The organism is Erwinia sp. MYb416 (assembly GCF_037479575.1).
Lineage (GTDB): Bacteria > Pseudomonadota > Gammaproteobacteria > Enterobacterales > Enterobacteriaceae > Erwinia > Erwinia rhapontici.
The window spans coordinates 788,334-814,468 of the sequence record NZ_JBBGYT010000438.1 but is presented as its reverse complement, the minus strand read 5'-3'; the positions used below and the strand labels follow the sequence as shown (position 1 = coordinate 814,468).

The following is a 26,135-nucleotide window of genomic DNA, read 5'->3' as shown; positions in this document are numbered from 1 at the left end:
CTTTTTCATTAATTGTTAACAAAATCGCAGAATGCTTTTTTTGCCTCGCTAAATTCCCTACAATCCGGGTATAGGTTTGCCAGTCAATTAATGAGGGTCTCATGGGTACGGCTAAACACAGTAAATTACTGATTCTGGGCTCGGGCCCGGCAGGTTATACCGCTGCCGTGTATGCAGCCCGCGCTAACCTGAACCCGGTGCTGATCACCGGTCTGGAAAAAGGGGGTCAGCTGACCACCACCACCGACGTGGAAAACTGGCCAGGCGATCCGAACGAGCTGACCGGGCCACTGCTGATGGAACGCATGCACGAGCACGCGGTGAAATTTAACACCGAGATCATTTTCGATCATATCCACAGCGTGGATCTGCAAAACCGCCCGTTCCGGCTGACCGGCGATGAAGGTGTGTACACTGCTGATGCACTGATTATTGCTACCGGTGCATCCGCTCGTTACCTGGGTCTGCCTTCAGAGGAAGCGTTCAAAGGTCGCGGTGTTTCAGCCTGCGCCACCTGTGACGGTTTCTTCTACCGTAACCAAAAAGTCGCGGTGATTGGCGGTGGTAACACCGCAGTGGAAGAAGCGCTTTATCTGGCGAATATCGCCGCCGAAGTGCATCTGATCCACCGTCGCGATAGCTTCCGTGCGGAAAAAATCCTGATTGACCGTCTGAATGAAAAGGTCAAAAACGGCAATATCGTGCTGCATACTGACCACACGCTGGATGAAGTGCTGGGCGATCAGATGGGCGTCAGCTCATTGCGTCTGCGCTCCACCAAAGACGATCAGACTAAAACACTGGAAGTCGCAGGCTTGTTCGTTGCTATCGGTCACAGCCCGAACACCGCTATCTTTAATGGTCAGTTAGCACTGGAAAATGGTTACATCAAAGTCCAGTCCGGACTTCAGGGTAATGCCACGCAGACCAGCATTCCGGGCGTATTCGCCGCAGGTGATGTGATGGACCATATTTACCGCCAGGCGATTACCTCTGCCGGAACGGGCTGTATGGCCGCCCTGGACGCAGAGCGTTATCTTGACGGTTTAGTTAAAAATAATCAGTAAGTTGTTAAAACTCTGAGCTAATCTTGCCTAAGGCGACGAGCAATTGTCGCCTTTTTATCCTCCGCATTGTAACATTGCCGCGCTTGACACCTATCTTCCTGGGGCCTTTGCCTCACTACTGTTTACGTCAGGGCAATACGGCAACAGATTAATAAAACACGACAACAACAACTCACCCGCTGGCTGAAAAGTCAGAGTGTGCATGGCCATCGCTGGCTGCGCCTCTCATACCTGCTAGGCACATTGAGCGCCCTGCTGATCTTAGCCCAGGCCTGGTTTCTTGCCTCGCTGCTTCAGGCCCTGCTGATTGACCATCAGCCGCGTGATAGCCAGCTGCTGCATTTTATTCTGCTACTGGCCTGCTTTGCGGGTCGTGCCTTTCTGGCATGGCTGCGCGAAAAGATCGGTTTCAAAACCGGCCAGGCTATCCGCCAGACCCTGCGCCGTCAGGTATTGAACCGTCTGTCTGATCTCGGGCCCGCCTGGATTCAGGGTAAACCCGCCGGGAGCTGGGCCACATTGCTGCTGGAACAGATTGAGGAGATGCAGGATTACTATGCGCGCTATTTGCCGCAGATGATGCTGGCGGGGATCATCCCATTGCTGGTACTGATCCTGCTGTTCCCGGTGAACTGGGCAGCCTCGCTGATCCTGCTGGCGACTGCACCATTGATCCCCTTATTTATGGCAATGGTGGGAATGGGTGCTGCCGATGCAAACCGCCGTAACTTTCAGGCACTGGCACGTCTGAGCGGTCAGTTCCTTGACCGTCTGCGCGGGCTGGAAACGTTACGTCTGTTTCACCGCGCACAGGCTGAAACCGCCACCATCGCAGAAGCGTCCGAGCAGTTCCGTCTGCGCACCATGGAAGTGCTGCGCATGGCGTTTCTGTCCTCGGCGGTGCTGGAGTTCTTCGCGTCAATCTCCATTGCCCTGATCGCGGTCTATTTCGGTTTCTCTTATCTTGGCGTCTTCAATTTTGGTCACTACAGCACCCCGGTTACCCTGTTTGCCGGGTTCCTCGTGCTGATACTCGCCCCTGAATTTTACCAGCCACTGCGTGACCTTGGGACTTACTACCATGCCAAGGCACAGGCGATTGGCGCCGCCGATGCGCTGCAAACCTTCCTTGAAGAGAGTGAGTCTGCCTCAGTTGAACGTGGATCGCTGACTCCGGACCTGAGTAATGGATTGAGTCTGGTGGCCCAGGATCTGGTCATCACTACGGCAGAAGGCACACCGCTTGCGGGTCCACTGAGTTTTACTTTACAACCGGGACAACGCGTGGCGCTGGTCGGGCAAAGCGGTGCGGGCAAAACTTCGCTGATGAATGTGCTGCTCGGCTACCTGCCCTATCGCGGTTCGCTGCTGATTAATGGCACAGAGCTGCGAGATATCGCTCTGCCGCACTGGCAGTTGCAGCTGGCCTGGGTGGGCCAAAACCCGCACCTTCCCGCCGGTACACTGCGGCAGAACATTTTGCTGAGCGGTAATAGCGATGAAGCCCGTCTTCACCAGGTGCTGGCACTGGCTGGTGTGAATGAATTCCTCTCACAGTTACCCGCGGGTCTTGACAGTGAAACCGGTGATCAGGCTGCGGGGCTTTCTGTTGGCCAGGCGCAGCGTGTTGCCGTTGCACGTGCGTTGATGAAGCCCTGCCAGCTGCTGCTGCTGGATGAACCTGATGCCAGCCTCGATGCGCACAGTGAACAGCATGTTAACCACGCGCTGTTACAGGCTTCTCATGCCCAGAGTACGCTGTTGATCACCCACCAGCTCGATCGCCTGGATCAGTGGGATGAAATCTGGCTGATGCGCAAAGGCGAAATTGTTCAGACAGGAAGCTGGGAGGCTCTGGCCCATCAACCAGGCCCATTTGCAGACCTGATGGCCCAGCGAGGAGGAGCGCTCGAATGAAAACCCTGCTGCCGTTTTTAAGACTCTATCGTCGCCATATCCTGCGGTTACTGGCGGGCATTGTGCTGGCTGTGCTGACGCTACTGGCCAGTATCGGCCTGCTGACGCTGTCGGGCTGGTTCCTCGCCGCGACGTCTCTGGCGGGCGTCGCCGGGATCTACAGCTTTAACTATATGCTTCCTGCCGCCGGGGTTCGCGGCACGGCAATCAGCCGTACGGTGGCACGCTACCTGGAGCGCCTGGTCAGCCACGACACTACCTTCCGTGTGCTTCAGCATCTGCGGGTATTCACCTTCAGCAAGCTGCTGCCGCTCTCTCCTGCCGGTATCGCCCGTTTCCGTGAAGGCGATTTGCTCAACCGTCTGGTGGCGGATGTGGATACGCTGGATCATCTCTATCTGCGTGTCATTTCACCGTTGGTGGGGGCGCTGGCCGTCATTGTGGTGGTGACGATCGGCCTGAGCTGGCTGGATACCAGTCTGGCACTGACCCTTGGCGCACTGATGCTGCTGACGCTGATTGTTATCCCTCCTGTGTTTTACCGTGCCGGGCTGCCGGTAGGCGCTGATTTAACTCGCCTGCGTGGCGAATATCGCAGCGGCCTGACCCGCTGGCTTCAGGGGCAAGCCGAATTAAGTCTGTATGGGGCTGCCAGCCAGTTCCGCAGCACAATGAATGCCACCGAGCAGGACGGGCTGGCAGCGCAACAGCGTCAGGCGAGCCTGACCGGGATGTCTCAGGGACTGGTGATGTTGATGGGTGGCATCGCCGTCACGCTGCTGTTGTGGTTAAGTGCTGTTGGCATCGGCGGCGATCCTTATCCTGGTGCTTACATTGCGCTGTTTGTCTTCTGTGCGCTGGCGGCCTTTGAAGCGCTGGCACCGGTCGGTACTGCATTCCAGCATCTCGGCCACGTTATCGCCTCAGCAAAACGCGTTTCACAGATTATCGAACAGCGACCGGCCGTTAACTTCACAGCGGAAAGTGGAACATTACAGAGTGCTGGTGCGGCGCTGAGCCTGAGTGATGTCAGCTTCCGTTACGGCGAAGGCCCGTACGCCCTTGCCGGGCTAACGCTTGAGATTGGCGCTGGCGAACATATCGCCCTGCTCGGTCGGACTGGCTGCGGCAAGTCCACGCTGTTGCAACTACTCACCCGCGCCTGGGACCCGCAACAAGGGACTATCCTGTTGAATGGTCAACCGCTGACTGACTGGAGTGAAGCCGATTTACGTGCCCGCACCAGCGTGGTCACCCAGCGTGTGCATCTGTTCAGCGCCAGCCTGCGTGACAATCTGCTGCTGGCCGCACCGGCATGCCGCGATGAGCAGCTGTGTGATGCCCTTCATCAGGTCGGGCTGGAGACACTGCTGGATAATGATCAGGGACTCAATGCCTGGCTGGGTGAAGGCGGTCGTCAGCTTTCCGGTGGGGAGCTGCGCCGACTGGGTCTGGCGCGCGCGTTGCTGCACGGCGGCGATTTAATGTTACTGGATGAACCGACGGAAGGCCTGGATGCGGAAACCGAACAGCAGATCCTGGCTTTGCTGCGCCAGGTCGCCCGCGGGAAAACCCTGATTATGGTGACGCACCGTCTGCGGGGTCTGGCACATTTCGATCGAATTTGTGTTATGGATAGCGGCCAGATTATTGAACAAGGCAATCACCAGGAATTAGTCTCAAAACAGGGCCGATACTGGACATTTCTGCAGCGCTTTGCGCTATAGTCATTACCTCTCGTGCTGATGAGTATTGCCCGATGCGCCTGATCCAGCTCTCACGTGAATCGCTTAATTTCCCGCCGCCAGAAATGGCGTTGCGGGAACCCAATGGCCTGCTGGCAATGGGGGGAGACCTCAGTCCGCAGCGTTTGCTTAACGCTTATCATCGGGGCATTTTTCCGTGGTTTTCCCCTGGCGATCCTATCCTCTGGTGGTCACCCGATCCGCGGGCAGTGCTGCTGCCTGAACATTTCCATCTCAGCCGCAGTATGAAACGCTTTCATCAAAAATCCCCTTATCAGGTCACACTGAACCAACAATTTCAGCAGGTGATAGAAGGCTGCGCCAGCGATCGTAATGAAGGAACCTGGATCACCCATGAGGTGAAACGCGCCTGGCAAAAGTTGCATGAGCTGGGACACGCACAGTCGATAGAAGTATGGCGTGGTGAAGACCTGGTCGGCGGTATGTACGGGCTGGAACTGGGGCAAATCTTTTGCGGTGAATCGATGTTCAGCCGCAGCGAGAATGCCTCCAAAACGGCATTGCTGGTCTTCAGTGAGTACTTTCAGCAACAGGGTGGCAAGTTAATCGACTGCCAGGTGCTTAATCCTCATACCCTCTCTCTGGGCGCGCAGGAAATTCCCCGCGCGGCCTACCTGCAATATGTCCATTCTCTGGCGCATCAGCCTCTTTCTGCTGATTGCTGGCAGCCACGTCGGCTTTTTTAATGCAATCCTTCTATGTTTTGCACGCAACAGGGCAAGAACAGTGATATAATATGCGCGTTTGGTATGTCGTCCGCCTTTCACCGGTACAAGATGGTGATGCGGAATACCAGGCTGGGAATCTCAACGCACCTTTTCAGAACTGTTTTAATCGTGCGACCAAAGCATATTTTAAACAGATTCTTAGCCCGCTGTTCCCCCACGCTGACGTCACTGACTCCAGATTAATTCGTAATCCGTCTGCGCCAGGTGCGCGTCAGAGGGATTGATGTGGATGAATTCATCCGCAATTCTTTACTTAATACGTGAAATTCGGCATTATCTCGCCGGTTCAAAACTAAGGTAGTCCACCTAGAGGATTCGATGGCCAAAGAAGACAATATTGAAATGCAGGGTACCGTACTCGATACGTTACCTAACACCATGTTCCGCGTTGAATTGGAAAACGGTCACGTGGTTACCGCTCATATCTCCGGTAAAATGCGCAAAAACTACATCCGCATCCTGACGGGCGACAAAGTCACTGTAGAGCTGACCCCGTACGACCTGAGCAAAGGCCGCATTGTCTTCCGTAGTCGCTAAGTGACCCATTCTGAGGTGCTGCCGCGTTAATCGCCAGCAGTACCGCTACGCCAAACCGGACTGCTTTCAGTCCGGTTTTTTTACGCCTGAAATATAGTGATTCGTGCCCCTAAAGTGCCGTTGCCTCCTTGCCGATAAATCAGATAATTCTTAAAAAATGGGTACCTCAACCTTATAATTCTGATGGTGGCAAATAAATGATAAGAACGCTGCACTCTTTCCCTCTTAAACCCCTGGTGATTGCACTGGCGGCGGCTCAAAGTCTGACGTCTCTGGCACATGCCATCCCAACACAGACTGAGCAGGTTGTTGACGCCAGTTATAGCTATACGACAACACTGAGCCCCACTACTGATATTCTGACGTTCACACCTGACGCCAACTTTTCCATCTCCAGCATTGCGGTAAATAACCAGCAGCATACCCAACGGGTGGATAATCAGGGCATTCTCAACTCGATTTACTCATCGACGCTGATGAACCAGGGGATCATCGACACCCTGCGCAATTCAGGTCAGCTCACTATTGGTTCCAACAGTGGAATGGTTTTATCGGGCGGCGCGATTTACAACACCAATAACGCCACCATTACTAACCTGATTAACAGCGGTACCATCAGTACCAATGGTACGTCTATGCCGATGCCCGGTATGGGAGCTGCGGGGATTCAGAACAATGGAATCATTACGACACTGACTAATCAGGCGCTCGGCACTATTTCCAGCACTAATACGGCCATCTTCAATTCAGGTACCATTACCGAGCTGAACAACGAGGGCACCATTCGTCAGTTGGGTAATAGCAACATATATATTGGAACGGCTATCACCAACTACGGCACGCTGACGACCCTTAATAACAGCGGTACTATCATCGGGAATGTCACCAGTTACTCCATGACCGACCTGGTGATAAACGGTGGGAACATCCGACGTGGCATACTGACCGGCATCACAAGTGATTCGATAATCTTACCAAACTCAACGCTCGGTACACTGGGCAGTTACAATGCTAATCTCGCTTTCCAGCAGGGCAAGCTTTGGTTGAATGATAATGTCGGGCTCGGCAGCAACGGTACACTGACCAATAGCGCTGACGTTCTGATTACCCAACCGGTAAACATTAATGGGAATTATCATCAAACTGCTGCGGCCGTCCTGAATATTGGTGTTACCGACTTTACAAACGCTAACGGCAGCACTCTCGATGTGGGCTACGGCCGCCTGAACGTGAATGGCAATGCACAGATAGACCCGGGGTCGTCCATTCGCTTAACCAGTACTGGCAGCAGCTATGGTTTCGCCAGCGGCCAGCGCTATGTAGTGATCAATGCCACCACGGCCGATTATAATGCCGCCATGCTGCATTACAGCGCTGACACGTTTAATGGGACAGTGACAGGTGCAGCGATTAGCGACGAAGTCAATAATACCAATAACCTGGTCGTGTATCTGTCCGGCGGTAATAACAGCGGTGGCGGTAATAACAACGGTGGCGGCAATACGCCAAAGCCGGGTAAACCGCTTCCGACGACGGGCAATGCCATCTCGTCACTGAATGGTCTGTCGAGCTACAGCGGTATCTCTTCCCCTGCGCTGCTGAATCTCTTCAACGCCTCAAAAACCATCACTACGGAAGCGGAAGCCAACCGCATCGGCGAGCAGCTTTCCCCTGGCCAGAACAGCATGGCGTCCGCTGCCACCTCGGCCGCATCCATGGATGCCCTGGGCGTGGTTGGCACGCATCTGGACGGCCTGCGCATCACCCCGGGCGCCAGCGCACGCGGTATCGCCACCGGTGATGACAGCCTCGACTGGGCCGCCTGGGGCAAACCGTTCTACGGCAGCGCGCGTCAGGGCATGGTCGATAACGTCAGCGGTTACCGCGCACATTACGGCGGCCTGGTGCTGGGTGCCGACCGTCAGATTCTGGACAGCTGGCGTGCCGGTGCGGCGTTAAGCTACAGCCGCACCTCCGTTAAAGGCCAGGATAACGTGAAAGGCAGCAGCAGCGACGTTGACGCATGGGGCGGCATTCTCTATGCCACCTACAGCGGCGAGCCGTGGTTCGTCAACCTCAGCACCAGCCTGACCCGCCAGTCTTATGACAGTCAGCGTCAGGTGGCCTTCGACGGCTTCAACGACAACGCCAGCGCGCACTTTACCGGGCAGCAGGTAGCACTGAAGTCGGAGGTCGGTTATCCGCTGGCATTAGGGGCTAACACCACACTGACCCCGCTGGCCAGCCTGAGCTACAGCTACCTGCATCAGGGCAGCTACCAGGAAAACAGCGATAACGGCAGTGCGCTGGATGTCGACAGCGCGCACAGCCAGTCGGTCGAAAGCAGCCTCGGCGGTAAACTGGCGCACAGCTGGTCAACGCCTGCCGGCGACCTGTCTCCGTTTGTCCAGGTGATGTGGACCCATCAGTACGATCGCAGCCCGATGACCACTAACTCCGGTTTCAGCGCGGACAGCCTGGGGGAAACCCGCTTTACCTCACAGGGCGCCCGCCAGGCTGCAGACAGTGCGGATACCAGCGTTGGTGTTTCACTGGCCCACGCCGACGACCTCACGCTGGAAGCGCGGTACGACCTGCAAACTGCACCGCAGTTCATGGGTCAGACCGTCAGCCTGCAAGTGCGTAAGCTGTTCTAAGCCACGGGTGAAATTCATGCCCCCTGGCGTTGGATTACTGCGGTGTAGTCTGCCGCAGTAATCCTGCTGCAAAAGTGGTGCCTCTGGCTTCTATACCGGGGCGCTGCCAGCAGTACCGCTACGCCAAACCGGACTGCTTTCAGTCCGGTTTTTTTACGCCTGAAATATATTGATTCGTGCCCCTAAAGTGCCGTTCACCCCTGCCGATAAATCAGAAAATTCCTAAAAAAATAGACGGAAAAAACCGTCTTGTTAACTCTGATGGTGGCAAACATAATGAATAAATCGCTGTATTCTTTCCCACTCAAGCCGCTGGTTGTTGCACTGGCTGCTGCTCAATGTTTAACCACTGCTCATGCAGAACCCCTGCCAGCCGAGGTAACAATTAGTGATTCGTCTCAAGCTGCACCTTACGTGGTTGCGTCGGATAAATTGACGATCACCCCTGACGGCATAGTGAGCACTAACAGTGAGCGTTTCGCTGTACGCAACAGTAAAAACACCAGCCTGGTGGATAATCAGGGGACAATTACCAATGACGGTAACATTGGCTTTTACAACGGCGGCGAACTCGATTTACTGAAAAACTCAGGATTCATTAATGGCGGAAGTGGCATAGCGCTGCAGAATGACAATAATATAAACTCCCTGATAAACAGCGGCAGTATCAACGCCGGCAGCATATTATCGTCAATGTCACAGGGTGTCGGGCTGATGAATTTCGGCACGATCACATCACTGACCAATACTGAAAACGGGAACATTACCGGTTTGCAGTCAGCAATTTATAACTTCGGCACGATCACCACCTTGAACAACGATGGTTACATCGGTCTGTACAATAATGGTTCTTCCATTGGTAATGCTATCGAAAACTCCGGCACCATCGGCACCATTAACAACAGTGGTACGATTGCCGGTAATATCACCAACACCACCAGTAATGAGCTGGTGATCAATGGGGGTATAAATCGTCGCGGTTCGCTGATCGGTAGTAATCAGATGATTTATTCATTCTCATTACCAACATCCTCACCGATTGGTGCGATAAACAGCACAGGGGCAGATGTGCGTTTCCAGACGGGACAGCTGTTGCTGAACGACAACGTGTACCTGGGCGGCACTCATACCCTGACCAACAATGCTGACGTTCTGATTAATGAGAGTCTGAAGGTCGACGGCAACTACCATCAGACCGCTAACGCGATCCTGCGTATTGGGGTTTCCGATGCCTCCCAGGCACTGGGAAGCGCACTGGATACCGGCTATGGAAGATTGAACGTTAAAGGAAATGCAGTGATTGATGCAGGGTCTTCAATCAAATTACTTAATACAGGCAGCTATGGTTTTGCAGATGGTCAGCGCTATGTGGTGATCAAAGCCAGTACTGCCGATTATAATGCCAGCAAGCTGCACTACAGTGCTGACACGTTTAATGGGACAGTGTCAGGTGCAGCGATTAGCGACGAAGTCAGTAATACCGACAACCTGGTCGTCTATCTGTCCGGCGGCAAGAACAGCGGTGGTGGCAATACGCCAACCACGGGCAGACCGCTTCCGACGACGGGCAATGCCATCTCTTCACTGAATGGTCTGTCGAGCTACAGCGGTATCTCCTCCCCTGCGCTGCTGAATCTGTTCAACGCCTCAAAAACCATCACCACGGAAGCGGAAGCCAACCGCATCGGCGAGCAGCTTTCGCCAGGCCAGAACAGCATGGCGTCCGCCGCCACCTCGGCCGCATCCATGGATGCCCTGGGCGTGGTTGGCACGCATCTGGACGGTCTGCGCATCACCCCGGGCGCCAGCGCACGCGGTATCGCCACCGGTGATGACAGCCTCGACTGGGCCGCCTGGGGCAAACCTTTCTACGGCAGCGCGCGTCAGGGCATGGTCGATAACGTCAGTGGTTACCGCGCCCATTACGGCGGCCTGGTGCTGGGTGCCGACCGTCAGATTCTGGACAGCTGGCGTGCCGGTGCGGCGTTAAGCTACAGCCGCACCTCCGTTAAAGGCCAGGACAACGTCAAAGGCAGCAGCAGCGACGTTGACGCATGGGGCGGCATTCTCTATGCCACCTACAGCGGCGAGCCGTGGTTCGTTAACCTCAGCACCAGCCTGACACGCCAGTCTTACGACAGCCAGCGTCAGGTGGCCTTCGATGGCTTCAACGACAACGCCAGCGCGCACTTTACCGGGCAGCAGGTGGCACTGAAGTCGGAGGTCGGTTATCCGCTGGCATTAGGGGCTAACACCACCCTGACCCCGCTGGCCAGCCTGAGCTACAGCTACCTGCATCAGGGCAGCTACCAGGAAAACAGCGACAACGGCAGTGCGCTGGATGTCGACAGCGCGCACAGCCAGTCGGTCGAAAGCAGCCTCGGCGGTAAACTGGCGCACAGCTGGTCAACGCCTGCCGGCGATCTGTCTCCGTTTGTCCAGGTGATGTGGACCCATCAGTACGATCGCAGCCCGATGACCACTAACTCCGGTTTCAGCGCGGACAGCCTGGGGGAAACCCGCTTTACCTCACAGGGCGCCCGCCAGGCTGCAGACAGTGCGGATACCAGCGTTGGTGTTTCACTGGCCCATGCCGACGACCTGACGCTGGAAGCGCGGTACGACCTGCAAACTGCACCGCAGTTCATGGGTCAGACCGTCAGCCTGCAAGTGCGTAAGCTGTTCTAAGCCACGGGTGAAATTCACATCCCGTTGCGTTGGGTTACTGTGGTGCAGCCTGCTCATCGGTTGCGCCACCGATAACCGAGTTGTCACCGCCGACGCCATTGCGCGTGCGGCGGGTTTACAGCAGGGTGAAATCAACGCCGCCCCCTTTGTACTCAGCTGGTGGGGGCGCATTCGCGATCCTCAGCAGCCTGTGCATCTCTATATTGAAGGTGATGGTTTTGCCTGGGTCACTCCCAGTCAGCCCTCACGCGATCCCACCCCGTTTAACCCTACTGCGCTTAAACTTGCCGCTGCCGACCCTGCCCTGAATGTGGTCTATCTGGCACGTCCCTGCCAGTACATCCCAATGACGCGCAATCCCGTCTGTAACAAGAGCTGGTGGACCGACCGCCGCTTTGCTCCAGAGGTGATTAATGCAATGAATAAAGCCATCACACAGATTGCCCGCCAGGCCCCCGGTCAGCCGCTCGTGCTGGTAGGCTACTCGGGTGGTGGTGCGGTGGCTGCGTTAGTCGCGGCGCGGCGCCATGATGTGCAGTCGCTGCGCACGGTGGCGGGAAATCTCGATATGGATGAGGTGAACCGTCTGCACCAGGCCAGCCCGATGCCGCAGTCACTGAATGCTAAAGACGTTGCCCCCACGCTGGCAGGGCTACCGCAGATCCACTTCTCTGGCAGTGAGGATCGGGTGGTGCCAAACAGCGTTGCACGAGGCTATGCCGATGCCAGCGACTCTTCCTGCGTACAAATCGTTGAGGTTCCCGGGCTGACGCATGGTGGCCATTGGGAAGCACACTGGTCCAGGTTACTGGCACAACAGCCCGCCTGCAAATAGATAAAAAAAAGCCTGATGAATCATCATCAGGCTTTTTTATTCACGCAGGTCCGGCAAATTAATGCACGGTCCCCTCCGCTTTACGCTTCTCCGCACTCAGGAAGTGATAAGTAAGCTGGTTTTTATCTTTATCCAGCGCCACCGACACCGATCCCCCATCAACCAGTGAACCAAACAGCAGCTCATTGGCTAACGGTTTCTTCAGGCTTTCCTGAACGGTACGCGCCATTGGGCGTGCGCCCATTGCCTTGTCGTAGCCTTTCTCAGCCAGCCAGTCACGGGCATCGTCACTCACTTCCAGCGAGACACCTTTCGCATCCAACTGGGCCTGGAGTTCGACGATAAACTTGTCGACTACCTGATGGATCACAGCCTGGTCGAGATGTTTGAACCAGATGATGTTATCCAGGCGGTTACGGAACTCTGGTGTGAAGATCTTTTTGATCTCTTCCATCGCATCGGTACTGTTGTCCTGCTGGATCAGGCCGATAGATTTACGTTCCGTTTCACGTACCCCGGCGTTCGTGGTCATCACGACCACCACGTTACGGAAGTCCGCTTTACGGCCGTTATTATCCGTCAGCATACCGTTATCCATCACCTGCAACAGCAGGTTGAAGACATCCGGGTGTGCTTTCTCAATTTCATCCAGCAATACCACCGCATGCGGATGTTTGATCACCGCATCGGTTAACAGGCCGCCCTGATCAAAACCAACATAGCCAGGAGGCGCACCAATCAGACGACTGACGGTGTGACGTTCCATATACTCGGACATATCAAAGCGCAGCAGCTCAATACCCAACGCTTTCGCCAGCTGAACCGTGACCTCGGTTTTCCCGACACCGGTCGGGCCGGCAAACAGGAAGGAACCAACAGGTTTACGATCCTGGCCCAAACCTGCACGGCTCATTTTGATCGCTTCGGTCAGCACTTCAATAGCGTTATCCTGGCCGAATACCAGCATCTTCAGACGATCGCCCAGCGTTTTCAGTGAGTCACGGTCGGAAGCCGACACGCTCTTCTCAGGAATACGGGCAATACGCGCCACCACCGTTTCGATATCCGACACGTTGACGGTTTTTTTGCGTTTGCTGACCGGCATCAGGCGCGCACGGGCACCGGCTTCATCAATGACGTCAATCGCCTTATCGGGCAGATGACGATCGTTGATGTATTTCACCGCCAGCTCCACCGCAGCTCGCACCGCTTTTGCGGTATAACGAACATCGTGATGCGCTTCGTATTTAGGTTTCAGACCATTGATGATCTGTACTGTTTCTTCGACCGTTGGTTCAGTAATATCTATTTTCTGGAAGCGACGTGCCAGTGCACGGTCTTTTTCGAAAATATTGCTGAATTCCTGGTAGGTGGTGGAGCCCATCACGCGAATTTTTCCGCCCGACAGCAACGGTTTAATCAGGTTCGCGGCATCCACCTGGCCGCCAGATGCTGCGCCAGCCCCGATAATAGTATGAATTTCATCGATAAACAGAATGCTGCTGGTGTCCTGCTCAAGCTGTTTCAGTAACGCTTTAAAGCGTTTCTCAAAGTCACCACGGTATTTGGTGCCCGCCAGCAAAGAGCCGATATCCAGTGAGTAGATGGTGCAATCTTTCATCACTTCCGGCACATCGCCCTGCACAATCCGCCAGGCAAGCCCTTCCGCAATCGCCGTTTTACCGACGCCAGATTCCCCCACCAGCAGTGGGTTATTTTTACGACGGCGGCAGAGAACCTGAACGGCGCGTTCCAGCTCTTTATCACGGCCGATCAGCGGATCAATTCCGCCTACACGGGCAAGCTGGTTAAGGTTGGTGGTGAAGTTTTCCATACGTTCCTCCCCGCCTGCTTGCTCTTCATTAACCGGATTCTCAGCACCCGATGCCGGGCCTGGTTCATCTTTGCGTGTGCCGTGTGAGATGTAGTTCACCACATCAAGACGACTGACTTCATGTTTGCGCAGCAAATAAGCAGCCTGCGACTCCTGCTCGCTAAAGATCGCGACCAGTACGTTAGCGCCCGCGACTTCGCTGCGGCCGGATGACTGCACGTGGAAAACAGCACGTTGCAGTACGCGTTGGAAACTTAGCGTCGGCTGTGTGTCGCGCTCTTCTTCGCTGACCGGCAAGACCGGGGTGGTTTGTTCAATGAAAGCTTCGAGCTCCTGCCGTAACGCGACAATATCCACCGTACAGGCTTCCAGTGCCTCTCTGGCCGACGGGTTACTGAGCAATGCCAGTAACAAATGCTCGACGGTCATAAACTCATGTCGGTGCTCGCGCGCTCTGGCGAAAGCCATGTTTAAACTGAGTTCCAGTTCTTGATTGAGCATAGGCACCTCCCCCACAAATAGATCGCCTTATTCAGGCTTTTTCCAGCGTACAAAGCAACGGATGCTCATTTTCCCTGGCATACTTGTTCACATTAGCGACTTTAGTCTCTGCGACTTCAGCAGTAAACACACCGCATATCGCCTTTCCCTGGTAGTGAACCGCGAGCATCAGTTGCGTTGCACGTTCAACATCATAAGAAAAGAACTTTTGCAGAACGTCAATAACAAATTCCATAGGCGTATAATCGTCATTATTCAGAATAACTTTATACATCGAGGGTGGCTTGAGCTCCTCACGGACTTTATCGTCTGCAAGCTTTTCAAAATTAAGCCAATCGTTAGTCTTTCCCATACCTACCCAGTGTGATCAACATTGCTTACTTACGCCAGACTAACATCATTCATGTTAGGAATAACATGAGCACAATGTTGTACAGCGCGGTTGAAATTGTGTACAGAAATCATCAATCGCGACCTTCATCACAAAATTCGCAATAGCGTTAACTGCTTCAAATTTTGATGATTTCATCCCCATCATAACCGCCCGTTTGCTTGACCCTTGATGCCAATTCTCTACAGTACAAACACAGGCTGAATGAAGATTAACCAGCCGTCAGGTTTTTAAACCTGGACACCTCACTCAATTTGAATGTCTTGCGAGGGATGTAGAAGCATGGAGACGGGTACTGTTAAGTGGTTTAATAACGCCAAAGGCTTCGGTTTCATCTGTCCGGTGGGCGGCGGCGAGGATATTTTCGCTCACTACTCAACGATTAAGATGGACGGTTACAGAACGCTGAAAGCCGGGCAACAAGTCCAGTTTGATTTGCATCAGGGCCCAAAAGGCAATCATGCCAGCCTCATCGTCCCTGTTGAAGAGGCCATCGCTATCAGCGCATGACCCTTTACTCATTCTGTACAACCCTGCGACAAAATGCCAGCCAGTGATGCTGGCATTTTTATTGGGCGCTCTGCTCACTCTCCTAATATGGGTGGACAGATGCGTTTTTCAACCCAGGCAGAATGCCATGAACGGAAATAACGGCATTAATCCGCTTTCCCTCGCGCCAGCCCCTGTACGCTGGTAAACATGTTACGCAGCAAAGGCGGTACTGACTCCGTTCCGCGTTCAGCGGCATCCATCGCCACTGAAATGGCCAGCTCCGGCTTGGAAGCGTGCTGGAGGGCCTTGCCAATAATTCGCCGCATATTCATCGGTACATTGGGAGGCAGCCTGGCGATACGATGATAGACCGCAGCAAAACCCGCTTTGTACAGGAAATGCTCCATATCCAGTGCGGGTAATTGCGTCAGGTGCTGGTGTTCGTCTGCCCGCGCCTGATCCAGCATACTGCGAGCCGTAGCAGCATATTTCTTTCCGGCATCATCGCCATCGGTGAGAACATGCCATTCAATGCCCATACGCTGAGCGAATTTCAGCAACGGCTTTAACCCGGACTGGGCGAACTCAATCACCTTCACGCCTTCTGCCGCAAAATGATAACCGCACTGGCGCGCCAGCTCGTTCATCACCCACACCTCTGTTTCACCTTCCACCAGCAACCAGCAGCGGGCAAACAGCGAAGACGGGCGGTTAAAACGAATGTGAAAAGCGATGCGTCGGCTGTCCTCAGCGCTCATGCCTGCGGGGCCAATACGCCACGCGGCTACGCGCTGTGGCTCGCGTACCAGGCGACACACCTGCTCCACCGGCACTTGCGACAGCAGTTCACCCGAGTTCGTGGTGACGATTTTTTGCAGGGGCAGCAGGGAGAGTAACTCCCAGGCCACTGCCAGCATGGTCGGGTGCAGGCGGGTTTCCGGGTCTTCCACCAGTAATAAAGGCCGGGCCTGCGCATCCAACTGCTGCGCGCCACGCGCCTGAACCAGCAGGGCAAACATGCGCAACAGGATCAGTCGACGGCTGCGGTCGCCTTCGGCAATCAGGTGATTCATCTCCCGCAGATGACGCCAGCCACTGCCGGATTCACGCTGCTGGGGAGGGACACGGCTGGCCGGAAGAGAGGCCTGGGACGACTGAAAAGAAAAATAGTGTTCCACCAGTTGTTGCAGGGTATTCAGCCCTTCGCGCAGTGCGGTATCCGTCAGATTTTGCGGGCAGATCGCCCCGTCACGCATCAGATCTTCCATCATACTTGTCAGTTCAGTCAGCGGCGCAGACGGTGCTGCATCGTGTGGCTGGCGTCGGCTGAAACGTGCATCGCGCAGGCGCAGCACGGGATGCAGGCGGATCAGTGCTGTTATCGCCTCCGTCGCCTGGTCACCGCTAATGATGCTTTGTCCCCGGGCATCTCGAAACTGTCGGCGGGTTACTATCTGTTCTTCGTCCAGCAGCCGCCCCTCGATACAGAGTTCAAGACGGCGCAATCCGCCTTCGCCTCGCCACCACAGGGAGGAAAGCGGCTGATACTGCACCGCTTCCGCCTCACCCACCTCGCGTTCGCAAAACGTCAGTACGATCTGCACATCGCGTTCCCGACGATGCCGTTCACCCGGCAGGTAATGAAAATCATGCCGCCTGAACTGGTACAGATCCTGCTGAGGAGCCAGCAACAGCGTCAGCGCATCCAGCAGGCTGGATTTCCCCCAGGCATTTTCGCCAATCAGAACGTTGTTTCCTTCCAGCGGCAACGACAAGCGGTTGATGCCACGAAAGCCGACGATGGCCATTTTTTCCAGAATCATCTTTGCCCCTTTTTGCTTTTGTATTGAGAATGGTCGGCCTGCGTCGGTGGGTCAAGCCACGGAGAAAAAACGCTGTTTGCCGTTGCAGAATTGCGCCAGATCAAACCAAGGCAGGTTAATCTTTACGGCTGCTTGTATCCCGGGCCGTAATCTCATACATAAAGATGCATATTAAATACATCTTATAAAAGGTGAGACCATGTTCTGTATTCAATGTGAGCAAACAATGCGTACTCCGGTCGGCGACGGCTGTGCTTACGCGCAAGGTATGTGCGGTAAAACAGCGGAAACGTCAGATCTACAGGATCTGCTGGTGGCGGTGCTTCAGGGCTTGTCAGCCTGGGCACTTCAGGCACGCAGTCTGGGAATTATCGATCACGAAGTGGATAATTTCGCCCCGCGCGCGTTTTTCTCCACGCTGACTAACGTCAACTTTGATTCCGCGCGTATCGTGGATTATGCGTTTGAAGCGATCGCCCTGCGCGATCGTCTGCAACAGCGCTGCGTGCAGAGGGGGGGTAGCCTGCTTCTCGATCACCCGCTCGCCGCGCTCAACCTGGCAAGCCATGAAATCGCCGGGTTGCAGCAGCAGGCCGCACAGTTTGCACTGAACGAGGGTGGCGCGGATGCCGATACCCTCGGGTTGCGTCTGCTCTGTCTCTATGGACTAAAAGGGGCGGCAGCCTACATGGAGCATGCACACGTCCATAACCGCTTCGATAACGCGATCTATGCTGAGTATCATCAGATCATGGCCTGGCTGGGGACAAACCCTTCTGCCACCAACGATCTGGTGGCCTGCGCCATGCAGATCGGCAAAATGAACTTCACCATTATGGGGATGCTGGATGAAGCGCAAACGACGGTTTATGGCGATCCGCAGCCCGTCACCGTCAATGTCCGCCCGGTGGCCGGCAAGGCGATCCTGATTTCTGGTCACGACCTGAAAGACCTCCAGTTCCTGCTGGAGCAGACCGCCGGAAGAGGCATTAACGTTTTCACCCACGGCGAGATGTTACCTGCCCACGGCTACCCGGAACTCAAAAAATACCCGCATCTGGTGGGTAACTACGGCAGTGGCTGGCAGAACCAGCAAACGGAGTTTGCCCGCTTCCCAGGCCCGATAGTGATGACCTCCAACTGCATTATTGACCCGCTGGTAGGCGATTATCAGCAGCGTATCTGGACACGCAGCATCGTCGGCTGGCCTGGCGTCAATCACCTGGAAGGTGACGATTTCTCTGCCGTCATCGACCAGGCAGAGAGTATGCCGGGCTTCCCCTGGAGTGAAATTCCTCATGAGATCACTGTCGGCTTCGGGCGTAAAGTGCTGCTGGATGCCTGTGACAGTATCATCGACCTGGTAAGCCGCCAGAAACTGCGCCATGTGTTCCTGGTGGGTGGCTGTGATGGCAGCCGTGACCAGCGTAGCTATTACACGGATATGGCGCTGGCGATCCCACAGGACTGCCTGGTGCTGACGCTGGCCTGCGGGAAATACCGCTTCAATAAACTGGAGTTTGGCCATATCGAAGGGTTACCACGCCTGCTGGACGTGGGCCAGTGTAACGACAGCTACGCGGCCATTATGCTGGCGGTCAGACTGGCAGAAAAACTCAACTGCGGCGTCAACGACCTGCCGCTGTCACTGCTGCTTTCGTGGTTTGAACAAAAAGCCATTGTCGTACTGCTCACGCTGTTATCACTGGGGGTAAAAAACATTCGTACCGGCCCAACCTCCCCGGCATTCCTCACCGATAACCTGCTGGCACTGTTGCAAAAAGAGTTCGGTATGATCCCGGTTAGCAGCGTGGAAAACGATCTGGCCACCATCCTCGGCAACGTGGAGTAACTCATGAATTCAACGATACTATGCCCCTGGCGCATGCAGGTTCACCATGTGCAGCAGGAAACCCCCGATGTCTGGACGCTTGCGCTGATTAACCATGACTTCTATCGCTGGCAGGCGGGCCAGTTCGCGCTGGTGAAAATCGGTAACAGCGATGAAATGCGCGCATATACGCTGTCATCCACCCCAGGACAAAGCCCGTTTATCACGCTCACCGTGCGGCAGATCGAACAGGGCAAAGGCTCGGGCTGGTTGACGCGAGATGTTCGCCCGGGAAACGATATTTGGCTGTCCGATCCTCAGGGAGATTTCAGCTGTCAGCGCCATCCCGCCAGCCATTATCTCTTTCTGGCGGCAGGCTGCGGCATCACACCGATGATGTCGATGTGCCGCTGGCTACATGCGCAGCGCCCGGCCTGCAATGTGCAACTACTGTACAGCGTTCGCTCACCGCAGGATGTCATTTTTGCCCATGAACTCAGCGCCATGCAGCCGTGGTTAACGTTGACGATTATCGCTGAAAATAGCGGCACGGAAGCGATGCTATCCGGCCGCCTGGATCGTATGCGCCTGGCCGCACTGGTGCCTGATATGGTTCGGCGTACCGTGATGATCTGCGGACCCGAGGCCTATATGGCGAGCCTGCAACATGATGTGAAGGCACTGGGGGCAAAGACGATTTTCACAGAACAGTTCACCCCAGTAGCCGATGTCGCCAAAGAAGAGACGCAGTTTACCCTGCGCAGCCCGATGCGCTTACAGGCTGACACCTTTCCGTCAGGCTGGTCACTGCTGGCCGCGATGGAACACCATAAACTCCCCGCTGCCGCTGCCTGTCGCTCGGGCGTGTGCGGCTGCTGTAAAACCCGCGTGACGGAAGGCCACTACCAAACCCGCAGCCAGCAGACACTTAGTGACACCGAGATTAGCCAGGGTTACGTACTGGCATGCAGCTGCTATCCAGAAAGCGATATCGTCCTCGCCTGATCTCACGTTTGACTCCCGTGTGAAACCGCTTGTTTCACACGGTATCACCTGCCCGGCGCATCCTAAACTAAGCTTGTAACCGTGAACTTTATCTTCCCGTCAAAGGACATCCCCATCACTGAGGAGAACGCATGAAGCAAACTGTTGCAGCCCTGGTCGCAAAAACACTGGAAAGTGCGGGCGTAAAACGTATCTGGGGCGTCACGGGCGACTCACTGAACGGCTTGAGTGACAGCCTTAATCGTATGGGAACCATTCGCTGGATGCCCACGCGTCACGAAGAAGTGGCGGCGTTTGCCGCTGGCGCTGAAGCTCACCTTACTGGAGAACTGGCGGTCTGTGCCGGATCCTGTGGGCCCGGTAACCTGCATCTCATCAATGGTCTGTTCGACTGTCACCGCAACCACGTGCCGGTATTAGCGATTGCCGCACATATTCCGTCAGCGGAAATCGGCAGCAACTACTTTCAGGAAACCCATCCACAAGAGTTGTTTCGTGAATGCAGCCACTACTGCGAACTGGTCTCTAACCCTGAGCAGCTCCCTCAGGTGCTGGGCATCGCGATGCGTAAAGCGATCCTCAATAAAGGTGTATCCGTGGTGGTACTGCCGGGAGATATCGCGCTCCAGCTGGCCCCGGAAACCGCCAGTGCCGACTGGTATCCTCCGCAGTTACCGCAGGTGCAGCCCGTTGCCGCTGAGCTGGAGAAACTGGCTGCTGCGCTCAATCAGGGCGGCAATATAACCCTGCTGTGCGGCAGCGGCTGTGCAGGCGCGCACAGCGAAGTGTTGGCACTGGCTGAAACCCTGAAAGCCCCGGTGGTGCACGCCCTGCGCGGCAAAGAACATATCGAATACGACAATCCCTACGACGTGGGTATGACCGGATTAATCGGCTTCTCCTCCGGCTACCACGCAATGATGAATGCTGACACGCTGCTGATCCTCGGTAGCCAGTTCCCTTACCGGGCTTTTTATCCGGCCAATGCGAAAATCATTCAGATCGATATCAATCCCGGCAGTCTGGGCAGCCACTGTGCGCTGGATATGGCGCTGGTCGGTGATGTCAAGGCCACGCTCACGGCCTTACTGCCACAGCTCAGTGTGAAAACCGAACGCGGCTTCCTCGATCAGGCGCTGGAGCACTACGCCAAAGCGCGTAAAGAGCTGGATGCGCTGGCCACCGCTAACGATAAACAACCGATCCATCCGCAGTATCTGGCACAGCAGATCAGTCGCTACGCCAGCGAAGATGCGATCTTCACCTGTGATGTCGGCACCCCAACCGTCTGGGCAGCCCGTTATCTGAAAATGAACGGCAAACGCCGCCTGCTTGGATCATTCAGTCACGGTTCAATGGCCAATGCGATGCCGCAGGCCATTGGTGCCCAGGCCATAGATCCTGGCCGTCAAACCATCGCGCTGTGTGGTGACGGAGGATTCAGCATGTTGATGGGCGATTTCCTCTCACTGGCACAGCTAAAGTTGCCGGTCAAAATCGTGGTGTTTAACAACAGCGTATTGGGGTTTGTGGCAATGGAGATGAAGTCTGGCGGCTATCTCACCGACGGCACCGACCTGGAAAACCCCAACTTCGCGGCGATTGCTAACGCCTGCGGAGTGAAAGGCATTCGGGTTGAACAGGCATCGCAACTGGACGACGCCATACAACAGGCGCTGGCACATGATGGCCCGGCACTGATCGACGTGGTCACCGCCAAAGAGGAGCTGGCGATGCCGCCGCAAATCAAACTCGAACAGGCGAAAGGCTTCAGCCTGTATATGCTGCGCGCAATTATTAATGGTCGCGGTGACGAAGTGGTTGATCTGGCAAAAACCAACTGGCTGCGGTAAAAAAGAGTGAAGGCCTTTTCACGGACGCTGCGGCGTCCGTTTTACTGTTGACAGGAGAGTTGAGCGTGATTGACCTGCGTAGTGATACCGTGACCCGCCCCAGCCAGGCGATGCTGAATGCCATGATGTCGGCTGAAACCGGCGATGATGTTTATGGTGATGACCCCACCGTCAATCAACTGGAATCAGAGGCTGCTCGCCTGAGCGGCAAGGCCGCCGCCCTGTTCCTGCCCACAGGTACCCAGGCGAATCTGGTCGCCCTGCTTTGCCACTGTCAGCGTGGTGAAGAGTATATCGTCGGTCAGCTGGCACATAACTACAAATACGAAGCAGGCGGCGCGGCGGTGCTGGGCAGCATACAGCCCCAGCCGATCCTTGCAGCCGCTGACGGATCGTTACCGCTGGATGTGGTGGCGCAGTTTATCAAACCCGATGATGTCCATTTCGCTATCACTCGCCTGTTAAGCCTGGAGAATACCCATAACGGCAAGGTGCTGCCGATTGCCTATCTGCAACAGGCATGGGATTTTACCCGCGAACGTCAACTGGCGCTGCATATCGATGGTGCACGTATTTTCAACGCGGCGGTGGCGCTGGACGTGCCACTGGAGACACTTGCACGCTATTGCGATACGCTGACGATCTGCCTGTCTAAAGGGCTGGGAACGCCTGTAGGATCGCTGTTGTGCGGCAGTGAGGAATTTATTCATCGCGCTCGCCGCTGGCGGAAGATGACAGGCGGTGGCATGCGTCAGGCGGGAATTCTGGCCGCCGCCGGGCTGTATGCGCTGGAGCATAACGTCGCCCGCTTAAAAGATGACCACGACAATGCCGCCTGGCTGGCAGAGGCACTGCGTGGCATCGGCGTGGATGTCACCCGTCACGATACCAACATGGTGTTCCTGCGGCTGCCAGAAGCGCAGGTTGCCACGCTGGGGCCGTGGATGCGCGAACGCGGTATTCTCCTCAGCCCCGGACCCGTGACGCGTCTGGTAACCCACCTGGATGCCGACCGTGATGCACTGCAACAGCTGGTCAGCCAGTGGCAGGCATTTTTAGCCGCGCAGTAAATTAGTCAGAACCGTATTTCTCCAGTAACGCAGCGGCAATGGCTTCGGTTTCAGCATCGGCCACGCCGCTGTAATCTGACGGGCGAAAGTGCATTTGAAAGGCGGCGATCAACGCCTGCTGCTGATACGGTTTCATCTGCGGCGTCACCTCATAACCATAACGGGCTAACAGATCCAGCAGGCGGGTTTTATCCACGCGCTGTGTCGGTGGGCGACCCGCCAGCCAGAATGTCACCCTTTCTGCATCAGGCCATGCACCAATACCCTGCCCGGCAAACCACTGCCAGGGAAACAGCGGGCCAGGGTCCTGTTTACGCAGCGGAGCAATATCACTGTGCGCCACCACGTCCTGTGGCTGAATACCGTAGCGCTGCACAATGTCACGCACCAGCGGCAACAGTGCATCCATCTGCGACTGTGGGAACGGCTGCCAGACCACAACGCCGCCCTCACGGTGCCAGCCCTGATTCTCCAGCTCAATACCGATGGAGGTATCATTCAGCCGGGTTGCGCCGCGCCAGAAACTCTCCCCGGCATGCCACGCCAGCATCGCCTCCGGCACCAGTCGCCATACCAGCGGCTGACCATCATATTTCGGTGGCGTTGCCGGTAAAAGATAGTGAGCGCTTACCCGACGGTCGGTTAGCGTATTCAGTGAACGCGGGAAGTCCCCGGCCGTATAGTGGATCACCAGTACTTTGACGCGCGGGCGCGCACCGTAAGCTTCCTGCCGGGTATCCACCGTGTATCCCTGATGCGGTTGCAGCCCTTTCGGGGTAATAGAGGTATACAGAAAGACCGCCAGCAGCAGCAACAGCGGGCGAACGATAGACAACGGACGCATCAGTGATGCAGTTTCACTGCGGTGCCACTGACACTGACCATCAGCATACTGCTGTCTTTGCCCACGGTTTCATAATCAATATCGATTCCGACAACGGCATCGGCCCCCAGCGCTTTCGCCTGTGCTTCCAGCTCGCTAAAGGCTATCTGGCGCGCCTTACGCAGTTCTTTCTCATACGCCCCGGAACGGCCGCCAACGATGTCACGGATGCCGGCAAAAAAGTCTTTAAAAATGTTGGCGCCAAGAATCGCCTCGCCGGTGACGACACCGCAATATTCAGTAATGGGCTGGCCTTCCAGCGTTGGCGTTGTGGAAAATTTCATGTCGCTCTCCTTGTTCAGTGTTCACTTCGCTCTTGCAACTATACTCAGCGGCTATAATCAATGATAAAGCACACTCGCTGATAACAATAAGGAAATCAGAATGAAATACCTACCCTTTGCTTCCGTGGTACCCCTTGCGCTGTTACTGAGTGCCTGTACTACCGTAGAACCTGCCTATAAGGACATTGGTACCCGGGTGGGGCCCTGTGCTGATGGCGGCCCGGACAGCGTAGCGCAGCAGTTCTACGATCTGCGGACACAACAACCTTCACCGGGATTGCCTGATGCTCAACTGCTGGCAAAGTACCGCCCGCTACTCAGTGATGCGCTCTATCAGTCTCTGATTAATGCACAGACGAAACCGAATAAAACCGCACTGCTGACGGGAGACATCTTCTCCAGTCAGGGCCAGGGTGCTACGGACGCCAGCGTGGCGGATGCTTCGACTATCCCGAATACCGATGCCCGTAACATCCCGTTGCGCGTCACGCTGAAACGGGGTGATACAAGCTGGCAGGATGAAGTGCTGATGGTTCGTGAGGGCACCTGCTGGTCCGTCAGTGATGTGCGCTATCTGGGCCCTAATCCGCATCTTTCCGGCGGCTCACTCGTCCAACTGCTGCAAAAATAAGTCACGAATACGTGCCGCTGGCTGGCGGCACGATGTTTAATGCCGTCTTTATCCCCATAGCATAATTCATACGATCGCCTCCTGCCCCCTGATTTATAATCGTATTATTACTATTTCCAATCTAATTCATTGAACGTAAAATTCGCCGAGCAGATGGTTTATTCAGAAAGTCACACTGGCGCAAAACAAACCAGACAGGCACCAATGAAACACATTATAATTACTCAGTTAAAATAATAATAATAATGTCACTTCAACCTAATGAAAAAAGCACAAAAAAGGATGTAAAATGAGTGATACAGAAAGAATTTCAAAACAAATAATAGCGTTAATGAAAACTGACAGCAAACCATTTTATATAAAATACACAACCTTCGCTGGTAATATCGTCAAGGACTTCTCAAGAGATATCGGATATTCTTCTTATGAATACTTTGATACCGAAAACAGATGGGTAAATAGATTGGATTCAGACAGGTTATTTAGACGAATTAAATTCGGTATTTCTAATGATGAGATAAGAAAAATAATAGTATTAGTTGTGGGCGAATTTACAAGAAACTCGAGAAAACACGTCACAGACATTATCGCTGAACAAGCAGGAAAGGCTTCTGGGCGAATATTTATAAACAGCATTCTGCTTCAGGACATGGCATCTTACTTTACCAGTAAATTACTTCCCAAGATTATATTCAACGCAACATTCACACTGAGTGTTACAATAGCTGGAGCCAGAGCAAGATCTTTATATGTTTCGAGAAAATTAAAAAACAAGTCACCTTCATTGTTTTATATGATGAGAAAAAAAGATGACCTCGACCTGTTTTATTTTCTTGTCGATGATTACCTGGAACCCTTTATTGACGCACTATCAATAAAGGAAAATAATGAAGAGGAATTTCATGAGATAATAAAAAATATTTTAAGTGGAATTAACTAAATGTCATTTTAATTAATTAGAAATTAGCATATCTATTATCTTAAATCTATCAATTAGTGCCATCAAAGTTCGATAAAAAAACAACAACACCCAAAAAATTCATCAACGGCGTTAGCCCACTCCCTAACACCAATATTTTGAGAAAATATATTATTACATTAACAATGATGTCTTTATTGAAAAATAAAGACATCCTACTATAATCAGCAATATTAACAGATGGCCAATCAGATCTCCTGAGTTAAAAGAATAGATACCACCATCCTCGACAATTCTTTTTATTGAAAAAATAGCGCTAACAAAAACAAAGCAAAAAAAAGCAAAAAAAAGGAAAGAGATAAAAACCATGAACATTTTAAAGTGCTTTTTTGAATCCATTCAATATAACTCCTGTAAGTTATT

20 protein-coding genes are annotated in these 26,135 nt (G+C 54.3%); 15 read left to right on the top strand and 5 right to left on the bottom strand.

Going from position 1 to position 26,135, the window contains the following annotated elements:
• Positions 1–101 precede the first annotated feature (101 nt).
• The 8 genes from trxB (at position 102) to WH277_RS13350 (ending at position 12,195) form a co-directional block, all read left to right on the top strand.
• Positions 102–1,067, top strand: coding sequence for a thioredoxin-disulfide reductase (gene trxB / locus WH277_RS13385; RefSeq protein ID WP_159337136.1), 966 nt, complete (start codon positions 102–104; stop codon positions 1,065–1,067).
• A gap of 147 nt (positions 1,068–1,214) precedes the next feature.
• The gene (cydD, locus tag WH277_RS13380; RefSeq protein WP_339506350.1) at positions 1,215–2,984 is read left to right on the top strand and encodes a heme ABC transporter permease/ATP-binding protein CydD; all 1,770 of its coding nucleotides are present in this window, start codon (positions 1,215–1,217) and stop codon (positions 2,982–2,984) included.
• Positions 2,981–4,711, top strand: a complete 1,731-nt coding sequence (gene cydC, locus WH277_RS13375; protein WP_339505789.1) for a heme ABC transporter ATP-binding protein/permease CydC — start codon at positions 2,981–2,983, stop codon at positions 4,709–4,711. The genes cydD and cydC overlap by 4 nt, the downstream gene beginning before the upstream one ends.
• 32 nt (positions 4,712–4,743) lie before the next feature.
• Positions 4,744–5,436 (top strand): leucyl/phenylalanyl-tRNA--protein transferase, encoded by a 693-nt coding sequence (gene aat / locus WH277_RS13370; RefSeq protein ID WP_133841051.1) that lies wholly within the window; start codon positions 4,744–4,746, stop codon positions 5,434–5,436.
• A gap of 360 nt (positions 5,437–5,796) precedes the next feature.
• Positions 5,797–6,015, top strand: a complete 219-nt coding sequence (infA, locus tag WH277_RS13365; RefSeq protein WP_002211347.1) for a translation initiation factor IF-1 — start codon at positions 5,797–5,799, stop codon at positions 6,013–6,015.
• Between the two features lie 197 nt (positions 6,016–6,212).
• Complete coding sequence (locus tag WH277_RS13360; RefSeq protein ID WP_159337138.1) at positions 6,213–8,672, top strand: autotransporter family protein; 2,460 nt, start codon at positions 6,213–6,215, stop codon at positions 8,670–8,672.
• Positions 8,673–8,948: 276 nt separating this feature from the next.
• Entirely contained in the window at positions 8,949–11,360 is a 2,412-nt protein-coding gene (locus WH277_RS13355) for an autotransporter family protein (protein WP_339505788.1), read from the top strand.
• Positions 11,361–11,367: 7 nt separating this feature from the next.
• Positions 11,368–12,195, top strand: coding sequence for a cutinase family protein (locus WH277_RS13350; protein ID WP_339505787.1), 828 nt, complete (start codon positions 11,368–11,370; stop codon positions 12,193–12,195).
• Between the two features lie 58 nt (positions 12,196–12,253).
• Here WH277_RS13350 and clpA read toward each other — a convergent pair whose 3' ends face one another.
• Both clpA and clpS read right to left on the bottom strand, forming a co-directional pair.
• Entirely contained in the window at positions 12,254–14,530 is a 2,277-nt protein-coding gene (gene clpA / locus WH277_RS13345) for an ATP-dependent Clp protease ATP-binding subunit ClpA (RefSeq protein WP_133841055.1), read from the bottom strand.
• A gap of 31 nt (positions 14,531–14,561) precedes the next feature.
• Positions 14,562–14,882, bottom strand: a complete 321-nt coding sequence (gene clpS / locus WH277_RS13340; protein ID WP_133841056.1) for an ATP-dependent Clp protease adapter ClpS — start codon at positions 14,880–14,882, stop codon at positions 14,562–14,564.
• Positions 14,883–15,203: 321 nt separating this feature from the next.
• Here clpS and cspD point away from each other — a divergent pair, with 321 nt between their 5' ends.
• Complete coding sequence (gene cspD / locus WH277_RS13335; protein ID WP_133841057.1) at positions 15,204–15,431, top strand: cold shock-like protein CspD; 228 nt, start codon at positions 15,204–15,206, stop codon at positions 15,429–15,431.
• A gap of 146 nt (positions 15,432–15,577) precedes the next feature.
• Here the strand turns inward: cspD and WH277_RS13330 are convergent, their stop codons facing one another.
• Positions 15,578–17,236, bottom strand: a complete 1,659-nt coding sequence (locus WH277_RS13330; protein ID WP_339505786.1) for an ATP-dependent endonuclease — start codon at positions 17,234–17,236, stop codon at positions 15,578–15,580.
• 199 nt (positions 17,237–17,435) lie between these two features.
• On the opposite strand from WH277_RS13330, the gene hcp reads away from it, so the two are divergent.
• From hcp to ltaE, 4 genes are all read left to right on the top strand, one after another.
• Positions 17,436–19,088: a hydroxylamine reductase gene (hcp, locus tag WH277_RS13325; protein WP_133841059.1), complete on the top strand. Its 1,653-nt coding sequence runs from the start codon at positions 17,436–17,438 to the stop codon at positions 19,086–19,088.
• A gap of 3 nt (positions 19,089–19,091) precedes the next feature.
• Positions 19,092–20,072 (top strand): NADH oxidoreductase, encoded by a 981-nt coding sequence (gene hcr / locus WH277_RS13320; RefSeq protein WP_171149372.1) that lies wholly within the window; start codon positions 19,092–19,094, stop codon positions 20,070–20,072.
• Positions 20,073–20,203: 131 nt separating this feature from the next.
• Positions 20,204–21,925, top strand: coding sequence for a ubiquinone-dependent pyruvate dehydrogenase (poxB, locus tag WH277_RS13315; protein WP_171149371.1), 1,722 nt, complete (start codon positions 20,204–20,206; stop codon positions 21,923–21,925).
• Positions 21,926–21,990: 65 nt separating this feature from the next.
• A complete protein-coding gene (gene ltaE, locus WH277_RS13310) occupies positions 21,991–22,995 on the top strand; it encodes a low-specificity L-threonine aldolase (protein ID WP_133841062.1) in 1,005 nt (334 codons plus the stop codon).
• A 1-nt stretch (position 22,996) separates the two neighbouring features.
• On the opposite strand, the gene WH277_RS13305 is transcribed toward ltaE, so the two are convergent.
• Positions 22,997–23,839, bottom strand: coding sequence for an N-acetylmuramoyl-L-alanine amidase (locus WH277_RS13305; protein WP_159338120.1), 843 nt, complete (start codon positions 23,837–23,839; stop codon positions 22,997–22,999).
• Positions 23,839–24,162 carry a heavy metal-binding domain-containing protein gene (locus WH277_RS13300; protein WP_159338119.1) on the bottom strand — a complete coding sequence of 108 codons (324 nt, stop codon included), beginning with the start codon at positions 24,160–24,162 and terminating at the stop codon, positions 23,839–23,841. Before WH277_RS13300 ends, WH277_RS13305 begins: the two co-directional genes overlap by 1 nt.
• Before the next feature lie 100 nt (positions 24,163–24,262).
• Between WH277_RS13300 and WH277_RS13295 the strand changes: the two genes are divergently transcribed.
• Both WH277_RS13295 and WH277_RS13290 read left to right on the top strand, forming a co-directional pair.
• Complete coding sequence (locus WH277_RS13295) at positions 24,263–24,793, top strand: lipoprotein (RefSeq protein ID WP_339505785.1); 531 nt, start codon at positions 24,263–24,265, stop codon at positions 24,791–24,793.
• A gap of 289 nt (positions 24,794–25,082) precedes the next feature.
• Positions 25,083–25,733: a hypothetical protein gene (locus WH277_RS13290; protein ID WP_133841066.1), complete on the top strand. Its 651-nt coding sequence runs from the start codon at positions 25,083–25,085 to the stop codon at positions 25,731–25,733.
• Positions 25,734–26,135 lie beyond the last annotated feature (402 nt).

Coding starts and splice junctions, on each gene's coding strand:
- trxB (WP_159337136.1), top strand. CDS start 102: ATGGGTACGGCTAAACACAGTAAATTACTGATTCTGGGCTCGGGCCCG.
- WH277_RS13300 (WP_159338119.1), bottom strand. CDS start 24,162: ATGAAATTTTCCACAACGCCAACGCTGGAAGGCCAGCCCATTACTGAA.
- WH277_RS13360 (WP_159337138.1), top strand. CDS start 6,213: ATGATAAGAACGCTGCACTCTTTCCCTCTTAAACCCCTGGTGATTGCA.
- WH277_RS13355 (WP_339505788.1), top strand. CDS start 8,949: ATGAATAAATCGCTGTATTCTTTCCCACTCAAGCCGCTGGTTGTTGCA.
- WH277_RS13290 (WP_133841066.1), top strand. CDS start 25,083: ATGAGTGATACAGAAAGAATTTCAAAACAAATAATAGCGTTAATGAAA.
- hcr (WP_171149372.1), top strand. CDS start 19,092: ATGAATTCAACGATACTATGCCCCTGGCGCATGCAGGTTCACCATGTG.
- cydC (WP_339505789.1), top strand. CDS start 2,981: ATGAAAACCCTGCTGCCGTTTTTAAGACTCTATCGTCGCCATATCCTG.
- aat (WP_133841051.1), top strand. CDS start 4,744: ATGCGCCTGATCCAGCTCTCACGTGAATCGCTTAATTTCCCGCCGCCA.
- clpA (WP_133841055.1), bottom strand. CDS start 14,530: ATGCTCAATCAAGAACTGGAACTCAGTTTAAACATGGCTTTCGCCAGA.
- WH277_RS13305 (WP_159338120.1), bottom strand. CDS start 23,839: ATGCGTCCGTTGTCTATCGTTCGCCCGCTGTTGCTGCTGCTGGCGGTC.
- WH277_RS13330 (WP_339505786.1), bottom strand. CDS start 17,236: ATGATTCTGGAAAAAATGGCCATCGTCGGCTTTCGTGGCATCAACCGC.
- poxB (WP_171149371.1), top strand. CDS start 20,204: ATGAAGCAAACTGTTGCAGCCCTGGTCGCAAAAACACTGGAAAGTGCG.
- hcp (WP_133841059.1), top strand. CDS start 17,436: ATGTTCTGTATTCAATGTGAGCAAACAATGCGTACTCCGGTCGGCGAC.
- cspD (WP_133841057.1), top strand. CDS start 15,204: ATGGAGACGGGTACTGTTAAGTGGTTTAATAACGCCAAAGGCTTCGGT.
- WH277_RS13295 (WP_339505785.1), top strand. CDS start 24,263: ATGAAATACCTACCCTTTGCTTCCGTGGTACCCCTTGCGCTGTTACTG.
- clpS (WP_133841056.1), bottom strand. CDS start 14,882: ATGGGAAAGACTAACGATTGGCTTAATTTTGAAAAGCTTGCAGACGAT.
- infA (WP_002211347.1), top strand. CDS start 5,797: ATGGCCAAAGAAGACAATATTGAAATGCAGGGTACCGTACTCGATACG.